Source organism: Rossellomorea sp. FM04394 (genome assembly GCF_041889765.1).
Classification (GTDB): domain Bacteria; phylum Bacillota; class Bacilli; order Bacillales; family Bacillaceae_B; genus Rossellomorea; species Rossellomorea aquimaris_B.
Genome location: NZ_CP168654.1, coordinates 3,412,626 through 3,424,884 on the forward strand (window position 1 = coordinate 3,412,626; position 12,259 = coordinate 3,424,884).

12 protein-coding genes are annotated in these 12,259 nt (G+C 42.6%); 4 read left to right on the forward strand and 8 right to left on the reverse strand.

The features are described 5' to 3' along the window. The first annotated feature begins 14 nt into the window (after nucleotides 1-14). A complete protein-coding gene (locus tag ACCB35_RS17185) occupies nucleotides 15-662 on the forward strand; it encodes an acetoin utilization AcuB family protein (protein WP_044339448.1) in 648 nt (215 codons plus the stop codon). Continuing rightward, complete coding sequence (locus tag ACCB35_RS17190; protein ID WP_374057058.1) at nucleotides 659-1,834, forward strand: acetoin utilization protein AcuC; 1,176 nt, start codon at nucleotides 659-661, stop codon at nucleotides 1,832-1,834. The genes ACCB35_RS17185 and ACCB35_RS17190 overlap by 4 nt, the downstream gene beginning before the upstream one ends. Before the next feature lie 46 nt (nucleotides 1,835-1,880). Here the strand turns inward: ACCB35_RS17190 and motS are convergent, their stop codons facing one another. From motS to ACCB35_RS17210, 4 genes are all read right to left on the reverse strand, one after another. Next, nucleotides 1,881-2,618 (reverse strand): flagellar motor protein MotS, encoded by a 738-nt coding sequence (gene motS, locus ACCB35_RS17195; RefSeq protein WP_374054641.1) that lies wholly within the window; start codon nucleotides 2,616-2,618, stop codon nucleotides 1,881-1,883. Beyond that, nucleotides 2,608-3,423, reverse strand: coding sequence for a flagellar motor protein MotP (gene motP, locus ACCB35_RS17200; RefSeq protein WP_044339450.1), 816 nt, complete (start codon nucleotides 3,421-3,423; stop codon nucleotides 2,608-2,610). The genes motS and motP overlap by 11 nt, the downstream gene beginning before the upstream one ends. 60 nt (nucleotides 3,424-3,483) lie before the next feature. Beyond that, nucleotides 3,484-4,482 (reverse strand): catabolite control protein A, encoded by a 999-nt coding sequence (gene ccpA, locus ACCB35_RS17205; protein ID WP_044339451.1) that lies wholly within the window; start codon nucleotides 4,480-4,482, stop codon nucleotides 3,484-3,486. Between the two features lie 681 nt (nucleotides 4,483-5,163). Beyond that, complete coding sequence (locus ACCB35_RS17210; RefSeq protein WP_044339452.1) at nucleotides 5,164-6,240, reverse strand: bifunctional 3-deoxy-7-phosphoheptulonate synthase/chorismate mutase; 1,077 nt, start codon at nucleotides 6,238-6,240, stop codon at nucleotides 5,164-5,166. A 205-nt stretch (nucleotides 6,241-6,445) separates the two neighbouring features. Here ACCB35_RS17210 and ACCB35_RS17215 point away from each other — a divergent pair, with 205 nt between their 5' ends. Next, nucleotides 6,446-8,602, forward strand: a complete 2,157-nt coding sequence (locus tag ACCB35_RS17215) for a cell division protein FtsA (RefSeq protein WP_374054642.1) — start codon at nucleotides 6,446-6,448, stop codon at nucleotides 8,600-8,602. A 45-nt stretch (nucleotides 8,603-8,647) separates the two neighbouring features. On the opposite strand, the gene ACCB35_RS17220 is transcribed toward ACCB35_RS17215, so the two are convergent. The 4 genes from ACCB35_RS17220 to ACCB35_RS17235 form a co-directional block, all read right to left on the reverse strand. Beyond that, entirely contained in the window at nucleotides 8,648-9,229 is a 582-nt protein-coding gene (locus ACCB35_RS17220; protein WP_374054643.1) for a YtxH domain-containing protein, read from the reverse strand. 175 nt (nucleotides 9,230-9,404) lie between these two features. Continuing rightward, nucleotides 9,405-9,719: a bacillithiol system redox-active protein YtxJ gene (ytxJ, locus tag ACCB35_RS17225; RefSeq protein WP_044339481.1), complete on the reverse strand. Its 315-nt coding sequence runs from the start codon at nucleotides 9,717-9,719 to the stop codon at nucleotides 9,405-9,407. Between the two features lie 121 nt (nucleotides 9,720-9,840). Next, complete coding sequence (locus ACCB35_RS17230) at nucleotides 9,841-10,323, reverse strand: YtxH domain-containing protein (protein ID WP_374054644.1); 483 nt, start codon at nucleotides 10,321-10,323, stop codon at nucleotides 9,841-9,843. Nucleotides 10,324-10,339: 16 nt separating this feature from the next. Beyond that, the gene (locus tag ACCB35_RS17235; RefSeq protein ID WP_374054645.1) at nucleotides 10,340-10,852 is read right to left on the reverse strand and encodes a DUF948 domain-containing protein; all 513 of its coding nucleotides are present in this window, start codon (nucleotides 10,850-10,852) and stop codon (nucleotides 10,340-10,342) included. 206 nt (nucleotides 10,853-11,058) lie between these two features. Here ACCB35_RS17235 and ACCB35_RS17240 point away from each other — a divergent pair, with 206 nt between their 5' ends. Next, nucleotides 11,059-12,174, forward strand: a complete 1,116-nt coding sequence (locus tag ACCB35_RS17240; RefSeq protein WP_044339457.1) for an aminopeptidase — start codon at nucleotides 11,059-11,061, stop codon at nucleotides 12,172-12,174. Nucleotides 12,175-12,259 lie beyond the last annotated feature (85 nt).

The following is a 12,259-nucleotide window of genomic DNA, read 5'->3' on the forward strand; positions in this document are numbered from 1 at the left end:
AAGGGGTGGAGAACGTGATTGTAGAAGAAATCATGAAAACGAAAGTCGAAACATTAAAGGCAGACGATACAATTGAAACAGCCATAAAATTAATGCGGGAGAAGAAAATCAAGCATATCCCGATTACGAATGATGCGATGGAAGTGATCGGAATCGTGAGTGACCGTGATGTAAAAGACGGTACCCCATCTATTTTTCATGATGAGTCCTCTACCAGTGAGTTACAGAATCCTCTTAAGTTGATCATGAAAAAAGATGTGATCACAGGTCATCCTTTGGACTTCGTCGAAGAGGTCGCCGCTCTCTTTTATGAGCACCGAATCAGCTGCCTGCCTATCTTGAAGGAAAATAAGCTCGTAGGAATCATAACTGAAACAGACCTGTTGTACACCCTCATTCAACTGACGGGAGCCCACCAGCCCGGCTCTCAAATTGAAGTGAAAGTCCCACATAAAGCCGGCATCCTCTATGAAGTGGCCGGTATCATCAGAAGAAACAACTCTAATATTCAAAGTGTCCTCGTGTATCCGGATAAGAAGGACGAAAAATTTAAAATACTAGTGTTCCGCGTAAGAACGATGAATCCGATGAATGTGATCGATGATCTCAAGAAAGAAGGATATGACGTGTTATGGCCAAACATGCCAGGAATCTCATCATGACCAAAGATGCTGTCTTCATTTATTCAGATGAACTTCTTGGGTATCGGTTCTCTGATGAGCATCCTTTTAATCAAACCCGATTGACCTTGACGATGGACTTACTCAAAGAAGCAAACGCTCTTCAATCAGATGAAATCGTCCCCCCACGAATGGCTACCGACGAAGAGCTATTTCTTAATCATGATCCCAACTATGTAAACGCCGTCAAACGAGCGAGTGTCGGCCAACTCTCTCAAGATCAGGCGGAAGGGTTTGGTATTGGTACAGAAGATACCCCGATGTTCAAAGGAATGCATGAAGCGAGTGCATATTTAGTGGGCGGAACGTTAACGGCAGTTGATTATGTCATGACGGGAAAAGCCAAGCATGCCCTCCATCTCGGCGGTGGTCTCCATCACGGCTTCAAAGGGAAGGCATCCGGCTTCTGTATTTATAATGACAGTTCAGTGGCGATTCGCTATTTGCAGGAAAAGTACGGGTCGCGGGTACTGTACGTAGATACAGATGCCCATCACGGAGATGGCGTCCAGTGGTCCTTTTACGATGATCCGGACGTCTGTACACTGTCCATCCATGAGACGGGCCGCTACCTCTTCCCGGGAACAGGTAATATCAATGAGCGAGGTCACGGAAAAGGATATGGGTATTCATTCAATATACCTTTAGATGCCTTTACAGAAGATGAATCGTGGCTCGAAGCTTACGAAACGTCCTTTCGTGAGGTGATTGAATTCTTCAAGCCCGACGTCATATTGACTCAAAACGGGGCAGATGCCCATTATTATGATCCTCTTACCCACCTTTCAGCTACTATGAATATATACAGGGAAATCCCTCGTATCGCCCATGAGCTTGCCCATGAGTATTGCGATGGTAAATGGATTGCCGTTGGTGGCGGGGGCTACGATATTTGGAGAGTGGTTCCAAGAGCATGGAGCCTGATCTGGCTGGAGATGACTGGGCGTAAGGACCTTGCCTCTTCCTTCCCTGGAAAATGGACGGAACGCTGGCAGAGTAAAGCAGGTGTCATGTTACCCGCTGAATGGATGGATGAACCGGACATCTACAAACCGATTCCAAGAAAAGGGGAAATCACCGAAAAGAACAAGCAGACCGTTGATAAAGCCCTCTACTCCATTCGCCAGCAACTGCGACAGAAGCCGTCAAGCTAACAAAAAACCAAGGACCTCTCATCACCTCCCGAGAAGTCCTTGGTTTTTATTGTTCTTGGTAAGCAGGATCTGTTATGATCACTTCGACCCGCCTGTTTTTTTGGAGATTTTCCCTGGTATCATTGGGTGCAATTGGCCGTGTGTCCCCATATCCGACGGCGATAAAGCGCTTTGGATCCAGGTTCTCCGTTTGAATGATGTATCGAATCACACTGCTTGCCCTTGCAGAGGAGAGCTCCCAGTTTGATGGAAATCGATATGTATTGATTGGACGATTATCTGTATGTCCTTCTACCTTCACGAAGTTTGGGATCCTGGATATGAGATCCCCCACTTTATTCAGGAACGGATAAGCTTCCTCGAGGACCGTTGCTTCACCTGAGGCAAATAGAGCTTGCTCCTGAAGAACCAGTACGACGCCTCGCTCGGTTCTTGTGGCAACTATAACATCGCTTAATTTGTTTTCATTTAAATAGCTCTGAATATCCGCTAAAAGTTGTTTTAGCTCCTTGTCGGCTTGTTCACTGCTTTGAGTCTGCATTTTCTCCATTTCCACTTCAGGTTCAGCAGAAGGATTCTCGAATGGAATAACAGATGGGTAAAACTCAAGTATTTGACGCTGTTGAAAGGAATCAGCGATGGCCCTGAATTTCACGATATCTATTTGTGACATAGAAAACAATAAAATAAAGAATACGAGAATAAGAGTGATGAGGTCAGAAAAGGTTACCATCCATTTTGGAGCACCCGTGGGCTGAGACGCTTGTTTTCGTCTACGCTTCATCGAATGAAGCCTCCGCTTGTTTCCTGCTCAAGTACGTCTCCAGTTCCTCATTAGATAAGAACACCCTTAGTTTCTCTTCTAATATTTTTGGATTTTGACCGGATTGGACTCCCACAACACCTTCAATCACGATTTGTTTCATGAACACTTCTTTCTCTGTTTTCATCGCTAATTTGGATGCCATAGGCAGGAAGACAAGGTTTGCAAGGATCGATCCATATAAAGTCGTCAATAAGGCAATGGCCATATTCGGTCCCAATGTTGTTGGATCATTCAAATTCTTTAACATCAGTACGAGACCAATCAAGGTCCCGATCATACCCCAGGCAGGTGCATACTCCCCCGCCTTGTCCAGTAAACTTTTATTTTTGCGATGTCGCTCTTCTAAAGCGATGATTTCAGCATTCATAATATCTACGATCACATCTTGCTCAATGCCATCCACTGCCAACAGGACACCTTTTCGAATAAAAGGGTCCTCAACTTCTTCCACTTCCGCCTCTAATGCGAGAAGGCCTTCACGTCTGGCTTTTTCTGAAAGTGTCACAAACGTACGAATGAGGCCATGAAGGTCGTATTCCTCGTCACGAAAGGATTCTTTCATCACTTTCCCCAATTGCTTCAATTCCTTGATAGAGAAGCTGACCAGCATGGCAGCGATCAACCCGCCTATCACAACGAACATGGAAGGCAGATCTAAGAAAGAACTGAAGCCTGTAACACCTGCGTTCGTAATGATGGCGAAAGCGACGAATAGAAACCCAACTACAACCCCGATTGGTGTAAGAACATCAAGCTTTTTCATTTTGACTCTCCCTACAAAAATAAGATCTGTTTGTCTTTATCTTTTATATCGACAAACTTCTTATTTTGTTGAGTTACGATGTTCAAGTCGATGAGGAAGAACAACAGTGGATTCTTCTACCGTTTCCTTGTTCATATATTTCGTTAATAATCTCATCGCTACAGCCCCGATATCATATAAAGGCTGCACAACGGAAGTTAACTGTGGTCTGACCATAAGCGCCAGTCTCGTGTTATCGAAGCTGATCACTTCAACTTCTTCAGGAATGGACACATTTTGGTCCTGGGCGCCATGAACGACTCCAAGGGCCGTCTCATCATTGCCCACGAACACAGCAGTCGGCTTGTCCGCAAGCTCAGAAAACTTCTGCCATGCCTCTAGTCCTGAATCATATGTGTACTCACCTTCAACAACCAGGTCGTCACTATATTCCACCCCTGCCTTGGCAAGGGCCTCTCGATACCCTTCCAATTTAAACTTCATGTTGATCGTATCGTGGAAAGGACCACTTACAAATCCGATCCGTTTATGTCCTTTTTCTAATAATTCCGTAACAGCATCGTAAGAAGCCGCTTTGTAATCGATATTAACAGATGGGACCTTGTTTGTTTCTTCCACTGCCCCAGCTAACACGATAGGTACCGGGGAACGTTCGAATTCCTGAACATGCTCTTCGGAAATGTGACCTCCAAGAAACAGGATTCCATCTACTTGTTTTCCAAGCATCGTGTTAAGAAGATGAAGTTCCTTCTCGGCATTTTGATCCGAGTTACTCAAGATGATATTGTATTTGTACATCGTTGCGATATCTTCAATCCCACGTGCCAATTCAGCATAGAAAATATTAGAGATATCGGGAATGATGACTCCGACCGTTGTCGTCTTCTTACTTGCAAGTCCCCTTGCTACAGCATTCGGACGGTATCCAAGGCGGTCAATGACCTCCAGTACTTTCTTCCTTGTTGCCGGTTTTACATTGGGATTTCCATTGACTACACGTGAAACGGTCGCCATGGAAACATTTGCTTCTCTTGCTACATCATATATTGTAACGTTCATCATTAACTCTCCTTTACTCTTCTACTCATTTATTTATCTTATTTTACACTAAATAAACCTAAAGAAAAAAGCGATTACAATAGTTTGTTAAAAAATGCACATATTTATATTCAACTTAGTGTTTTTTCAATGTATATAGGTTATTTATCTGCAATTACCTAGATAATCATACGATAGTCTCTATATTCCTGCAACGACTCAGCCTTATCTTAACAAAAAGTTTATTATAGCATACAGAAGCGGGGGCGGGTTTAGTGGAGAAAAAGGCATAAGACTGCACTTTCAGAGGGTATTTTGGCGGGGCGTTGGCTGGGGGTTTGCTGATATTTTCGGGATTCCGCTGATAAAATGAAGGGTTCGCTGATAAAATGAGGGGTTCGCTGATAAAAATCTGAATTCCACCGTAATAATCGAATTTCGCCGTTAAATTTGGAATTTCGCCGTTAAAATTAAGATTTCGCCGATAAATTCAGAATTTCACCGTTAAAATGAAATTTTCGCCGATATCCCTAATAAAGATCGGATGTTCCAACTAAAATTACTGCTCCAAAACAATGAATTGGACCCTTAAAAGGACATTTCTTAAAAAAATGCCCAAATTGACCGTAAAAACTCGTATGTTTCTTCCAAAAAACAAAGGGTTGAACCCCAAAATAGGATCCAACCCTTCTCTTATATACATTACACTTCGATCGTTCTTCCTTTTAATAGCTCCTGATAGAAATGATCAAATTGATCTAGATCCATTTGCTGAGCTGAATCCGATAGGGCGACGGCAGGATCCGGATGAACCTCGGCCATTACTCCATCTGCACCGATGGCAAGTGCTGCTTTTGCCGTTGGGAGCAATAGATCTCTGCGTCCAGTCGAATGTGTTACATCCACGAATACCGGCAGATGCGTTTCTTGCTTAAGGATTGGGACAGCTGAAATGTCCAATGTGTTTCTTGTTGCTTTTTCATACGTACGGATTCCACGTTCACAAAGGATGATGTCTCCATTTCCTTGTGAGATGATGTATTCGGCAGCGTTGATGAACTCATCGATCGTTGCAGCTAAACCACGTTTAAGCAATACGGGCTTTTTGACTGCCCCTGCTGCTTTTAACAGCTCGAAGTTTTGCATATTTCTCGCACCGATTTGAATCACGTCAATGTATTCCAGTGCAGGCTCGATATCGGCTGGATTAACGATTTCACTCACGACAGCCAAATCATATTCATCCGCCACTTTTTTAAGGATTTTCAAGCCTTCGATCCCGAGGCCCTGGAAATCATAAGGTGAAGTCCTAGGTTTAAATGCTCCGCCTCGAAGCAATTTAAGTCCTTTTGCTTTAACGGCTTTCGCCACTTCAGCCACTTGTTCGTAGGATTCAACGGCACATGGACCGAAAATGAAATGAGGCTTTCCGTCCCCGATGGAATCTCCGTTAATATTGACAATCGTATCATCCGGTTTCTTTTTACGGGAAACAAGCAATGCTTTCCGGTGATCGTCTTTTTGCAACTCTAAACCAGCTTTGAAGATCTCTTTAAAAATATGTTCAATGGTAGAATGTTCAAATGGACCATTGTTATTTTCTTTAATCAGATCTAGCATGCCTCTTTCACGAACAGGATCATAGCGGTATACTCCTTGAGTCTCCTTGACACGCCCGATTTCCTGAACTAGTTTAGCACGTTCATTGATGGTGTCTAATAGTTTTAGGTTCATCTCGTCGACTTGTTTTCGTAATTGATCGAGCTCTTGATTACTCACAATACAGCACCCTTTCTTTTTTTATCCTGTTCATACGTAAAAACTGTTATAGTTTTAAGAAAGTATGATACATTTTTGATATTGAAACTTATTATAATAGAACATATCTAAAATGTCACGATAAAATTCTTTATTAATTAGACGCTTTTAAGTACTAAAGTATTTTAGTATTGTATGAGAATAGGCTAAAGTGGGTGAACACTAATTGAAAAATAAGCAAAAAATTTTTGCGTTAGACATCGGCACCCGATCGGTCGTCGGGATTATTTTAGAAGAAATAGACGGAATATTTCAAGTTTCAGATATTTTAGTAGAAGAGCATAAAAAGAGAGCCATGCTGGATGGTCAGATTCATGACGTTCCTGCTGTAGCAGAAGTCATCTGCTCCATTAAAGAACAATTGGAAAAGAAGCATGGTGCCCTTCATAAAGTGTGTGTCGCAGCTGCCGGGAGAGCTCTAAAAACGGAAATAGCATCTTGCACATCTAATATAAAAGGCAAACCCCTTCTTCAAAAAAACGATATCCTCCACCTGGAGTTAAGTGCTGTCCAGCAGGCTCAAGCATTAGCTGCAGAAAACGAACATGATACGAAGGACTACCACTATTACTGTGTTGGTTATTCTGTCCTATTTTACCGTTTGGATGGTGAGGAAATCGGGAGCCTCATCGATCAGCAAGGAGATGTAGCCACCGTTGAGATTATCGCGACTTTCCTCCCACGTGTCGTAGTGGAATCCTTGATCGCGGCACTCAATCGCGCCGGACTTGAAATGGATGCTTTGACATTAGAGCCCATCGCTGCCATTAATGTGCTGATTCCAGAGTCAATGAGACGACTCAATGTAGCCCTCGTTGATATCGGAGCGGGAACATCCGATATCGCGATTACCAATATGGGGACTGTCATTGCCTATGGGATGGTCCCCACTGCCGGGGATGAAATAACGGAAGCCCTCAGCAATGAATTATTGCTGGATTTCCCATTAGCGGAACAGGCAAAGAGGGAGCTTCAGACCAGAGAAGAAATCACGGTTACCGATATTCTTGGCTTTGAAACGAGTTACCCTGCACATGAGGTCGTGGAGAAAATCACACCGGCTGTGAATCGGTTGGCGGAAGAGATTTCAAAGGAGATTCTCCGTTTGAACAATGAAAAGCCCCCTCAAGCTGTCATGCTTGTAGGAGGAGGCAGCTTAACACCTGCACTTCCCACCCGATTAGGAGCATCCCTGCAGCTTCCTCACAATCGGGTCGCTGTAAGAGGCGTAGAGGCTATTCAGAACATAGCCATACTGGAAGAAGTAACGAAAGGCCCTGACCTCGTCACCCCGATTGGAATCGCCATTGCTGCTAAACAAGCCCCTGTTCAATACGTCACCGCTCACGTGAACAAACAACCGGTCCGATTGTTTGAAGTAAAGGACTTAACGGTCGGCGACTGCCTGTTAGCTGCAGGGTTAAAGCTGAGTAAATGGCACGGGGTTCCGGGAAGTGGTTTCTTTGTATCAGTCAATGGTCAAGATATATCTTTGCCGGGAGGTCACGGTTACCCGCCAGTTATTGAAAAAAATGGTCTGCCTAGTTCACTTGACGAAAACATTAAAAATAACGATATGATTTCTGTTCATAGAGGAGTAGACGGGACCCCACCACGGGTGACCATCGGTGATCTAATAGACGCTTCCTCTTCTAAACAGATCGTCATTGGCGATAAGGATTATGTAGTAACCCCACTCGTCTACAGAAACAATCAGACGGCATCCCTTGACGAAACCATTCAGGACCGTGATTCTATTCGTATCGAATTAATGGAATCACTCTTCGACGTGTTAAAGCATTTTGGGTATGAGGAATGGATAAAAAGCACAAAGCCCTATCGTATTTCCATCAATGGAAAAGAAACGTTCTTTCCTGCCTATAGCGGAAAGCTATTCATAAACGGTTTTGAGGCGAAACTTTCATCAAAGATTCAGCAGAATGATATCGTTTCATTCAAACCTGGTTCCACTCCAACGGTAAAGGAGCTTCTCGCCAAGAAACAGCTCACCGCCGGCTCCACTATCCTGATTGCATTCAACGGCAAGAAAGTCGAGCTTATGAAAGAGAGCAGCCGGGTTTATCGCAATGGTACTCATCTTAAAATGGAAGATCGCTTATCATCAGGTGATACGATTGAAATAGAAGCACAACAAATGAGTTCATTTATATTCCAGGACTTGTTTAATTCAGTTGAAGTCAATATGCCTGCACATGCGAATGGTAGCTTCATCCTCCTTAAAAATGGGGAGGAAACCACTTTTTATGAGGAGATTCAACAAGGGGATGAACTCGAAATCGTCTGGCCTAAGGTGACACGCTGAAAAGCAGAAAACAAAAAAAACTGGCATTTACGCCAGTTTTTTTGTTTATGATCCAACTTGGCCAGGTACACTGCTCGTACGGTTAGTCGGATGGATATTGTTATCATGTGTAGAAGTAGAGCTCGTTGAAGGCTGAGTGCTATTGACAGAAGAGGTCGAGTCGCCTGTCACTTCTTCACCTGCTTCTTTCACTTTTCCACCAATTTCCTTCAATTCTTCTGCTGCTTCTTTTGTAGTGGCTATAATTTCAGAAGAGTCTTCTTTTACTTGATTCACTTGATCAATCACATCATCATTCACCTTTTCATAAAGGCTCTGTGCATCGTTGATCGCTTCCTTTAATACGGTAGAAGCCGTTTTGAGGCGATCTTGCCAGTCGTTCATGATTCCCGATGGATTTTCCCTTACCTTTGCCACCATGCCCATCGTAGAGTCCTTCACGTTAGATGTTCTCGAAGATACTCTCTTTCTTGTAGTTTTATCAAGCATAGCCACTGCACCGCCTACTACAGCTCCCACAACCATGCCTTTAAGTAACTTACTATTCTTCTCTCCGGAAGTGCCGTTCATCCTATTCGCATTAGCCGTATTACTTGTTTGAGTGTTATAAGGTACTGTCTGTGCCATGAATCGTTCCTCCTAATTTACTTTAAATAATTTTTAATCTTATAGAGTAGATTCCCTGTATGATAGAAAATAAACACATGGGAGGGAATTACCAAAAATTATTAGAAAACCCAAACGAAATCATCAGGCAATACAAATAAAATAAAAAGACCCTGTCAAAACAGAGTCCTTTCCCCTACAGCTTATTTAATTCATTCTCCGTAATATGCCAATGGGAAGCATTCCAGCCTGGTTTTCCTTCGATAAATAGGAAGGCTTGAGGCGATTCATGCTTGATGCCATATTTTTCGGCAATATGGTTGGACAGCTCCCTTGATTCTTGAACGGCTAAATAGTAGCCGTCTTCTTCTTCATGCTTGTTTAAGAAAGCTTGGTATTCGTTGAAAGCATTAGAGCTTACCGGGCAGGTTAAGCTGTGCTTCATGAAAAAGAAGCGGGAATTTGTTTCAGAAAGCTTTTCAAACTCTTGAACGGTTTCAATCTTTTGCATGACATTCATACTTCCTTTCCTACATGTACTTTAAGAGACAAGCAGGTGCCTCTTGGCAATCTTATTCCAACAAAAAAACGGTGAAGTAATCATATCACTTCACCGCCCTTGGAATCAATTATTATTGATTGTATGTTTTTTCAGTTTCTTCAAATGCCTTTTTTGTTTCTTCGAGCTTCTGATTCACATCTTCTGTTTCTTCAACAGGTGTTGTTTCTCCTACTGACACAGCTTGAAGCTCATCATTAGTTTCTTGAAGCTCTTTATTATTGGAGCGGTATGTTTTCAGCTTCCCAACGACATTGTTGGATTGCTCTTGTACTGATTTTGTTAGGGCAGAAGATTTTTCTTTCGCCACTGCTGCAAGTTCATTGCTCTTTTCTACAGCCGTGTCTTTCCACTGGCCTGTCTTTTCTTTCAGGACGCCCGCCTGTTCGTTAATATCATGACGAAGATCTTTACCGGATTTAGGGGCAAGTAGTAAAGCAGTAGCCGCTCCTACGATACCTCCGATAAGTGTTCCGATCATGAAGTCCTTTGAGTTGATGTTGTTGTTGTCATTTGTCTGGTTTTGGTTCTGGTTTTGATTGTACTGTTGTGTCATTTTAAAATTCCCCTCTCTAATTGTTATAAGATCTTGCTCTTTTTATCAATTTTTCTTGGGATCGAACTTCTTTAGATGCTTGGTTATGAACAGCTGCATCAGATTGACTTGGCTGTTTTTCCTGTTTTTGTTTCCATTTGTCCTTTAACTCAATGAAAGCATTTCCCCACTGGACCACCTGTGAAATTTTACCTTGGTTGCGTTCCAATTCGGTAGAAATGGATGTACTTACTTTCTTAACCGAGTTATTAAGGTTTTGGATGGAATGCCCTACATCTCTTACTGCATAAACAACTGTGTTCAGATCCTCAGATTTCTTCTGGATATCCTCGGCTAATAGGTTTGTTTTATGTAGTAATTCTGTAGACTCTTTTGTTACTCCTTGAAGCTGCCCCTCAAGGCCGGTCATTGTAGTTGAAACACTGTCTAATGTAGAGCTGAGGGACTTCAATGTCTTCATTAAACTCATAACTAAAATAAAAAATGCAACAGCTATTACAGCCACGCTTAGATAAAGAATGATTTCCATATGCCACACCTCCATGTATAGAAATTCTTTACCCTTATCATAAACAAATAAACATTATACTAGTATTTCTTCCTCCCCCCTGCATTCTCCTGCATGAAAAAATAAAAAATATTTCTTGTTTTAGCATTTCTCATCTTTTTTCTCTCATCCATTAATAAATGTTTTAGGGTACAATAAAATGGACTACATACAAGGGGGAAGATCCAATGAAAGATCCGCGGATTGAAAAACTGGCAAAAAATTTAATTCAGTACTCTGTACAGTTACAGCCTGGTGAGAAAGTATTGATCGAAAACTTCGGATTGCAGCGGGAACTGGTGACGGCACTCGTTAAAGAAGCATATGAAGCCGGTGGATATCCTTTCGTATCCATTAAAGATCACGCAGTTGACCGTGCATTATTAATGGGGGCTAAGGATGAACAATACAATATGATGGCAAGCTTCGAGGCGAATGTCATGGACCAGATGGATGCATATATCGGTTTGCGTGCAGGTGATAACATCAGTGAACAATCGGATGTACCTGATGAAAAGATGAAGATCCACGGTAATACGATCGGGAAAAAAGTACATAGAGAAATCCGTGTTCCTAAGAAAAAATGGGTCGTACTACGTTATCCGACTTCATCCATGGCACAGCTTGCCAACATGAGTACAGAAGGGTTCGAAGACTTCTACTTCGATGTCTGCAACCTGGACTACAGCAAAATGGACAAAGCCATGGACAACCTGGTTGAGCTCATGAACAATACGGATAAAGTCCGCCTTGTCGGGGAAGGGACGGACCTTACATTTTCAATCAAGGACATTCCTGCAGTAAAATGTGCGGGACGCCTGAACATTCCTGATGGTGAAGTATATAGTGCACCTGTAAAGGATTCGGTTAACGGCGTCATTTCCTACAATACACCGTCACCTTACAATGGATTTACCTTTGAAAATGTGAAATTGACATTCAAAGAAGGTAAGATTGTAGAAGCCACTGCCAATGATACAGACCGAATCAACAAAATCTTTGATACGGATGAAGGGGCAAGATACGTGGGTGAATTCGCAATCGGTGTGAATCCTTACATCCAGCATCCGATGCAGGACATCTTGTTTGACGAGAAGATTGATGGCAGCTTCCACTTTACACCGGGTGAATGCTATGAAGAAGCGTATAACGGAAACCACTCGAACATTCACTGGGATATGGTGATGATCCAGCGTCCTGAATATGGTGGAGGCGAGATCTATTTCGATGATGTATTGATCCGAAAAGATGGTCGATTTGTCATTGAAGAACTTGAAGTGCTGAATCCGGAGAATTTGAAATAAGATTGTTGAAGCCACCGTCGGGAAATATGACGGTGGCTTTTTTCGTAGTGTGTGAATGGTTTAATGATGTATCGGTTTGGGATGT

Bases quoted from the DNA above. Each gene is read 5' to 3' on its own strand.
- motP (WP_044339450.1), bottom strand. From the start codon at position 3,423: ATGAAAAAGCTTGATGTTCTTACACCAATCGGGGTTGTAGTTGGGTTT.
- ccpA (WP_044339451.1), bottom strand. From the start codon at position 4,482: ATGAACGTTACAATATATGATGTAGCAAGAGAAGCAAATGTTTCCATG.
- ACCB35_RS17235 (WP_374054645.1), bottom strand. From the start codon at position 10,852: ATGGAAATCATTCTTTATCTAAGCGTGGCTGTAATAGCTGTTGCATTT.
- ACCB35_RS17240 (WP_044339457.1), top strand. From the start codon at position 11,059: ATGAAAGATCCGCGGATTGAAAAACTGGCAAAAAATTTAATTCAGTAC.
- ytxJ (WP_044339481.1), bottom strand. From the start codon at position 9,719: ATGCAAAAGATTGAAACCGTTCAAGAGTTTGAAAAGCTTTCTGAAACA.
- ACCB35_RS17220 (WP_374054643.1), bottom strand. From the start codon at position 9,229: ATGGCACAGACAGTACCTTATAACACTCAAACAAGTAATACGGCTAAT.
- motS (WP_374054641.1), bottom strand. From the start codon at position 2,618: ATGAAGCGTAGACGAAAACAAGCGTCTCAGCCCACGGGTGCTCCAAAA.
- ACCB35_RS17230 (WP_374054644.1), bottom strand. From the start codon at position 10,323: ATGACACAACAGTACAATCAAAACCAGAACCAAAACCAGACAAATGAC.
- ACCB35_RS17190 (WP_374057058.1), top strand. From the start codon at position 659: ATGACCAAAGATGCTGTCTTCATTTATTCAGATGAACTTCTTGGGTAT.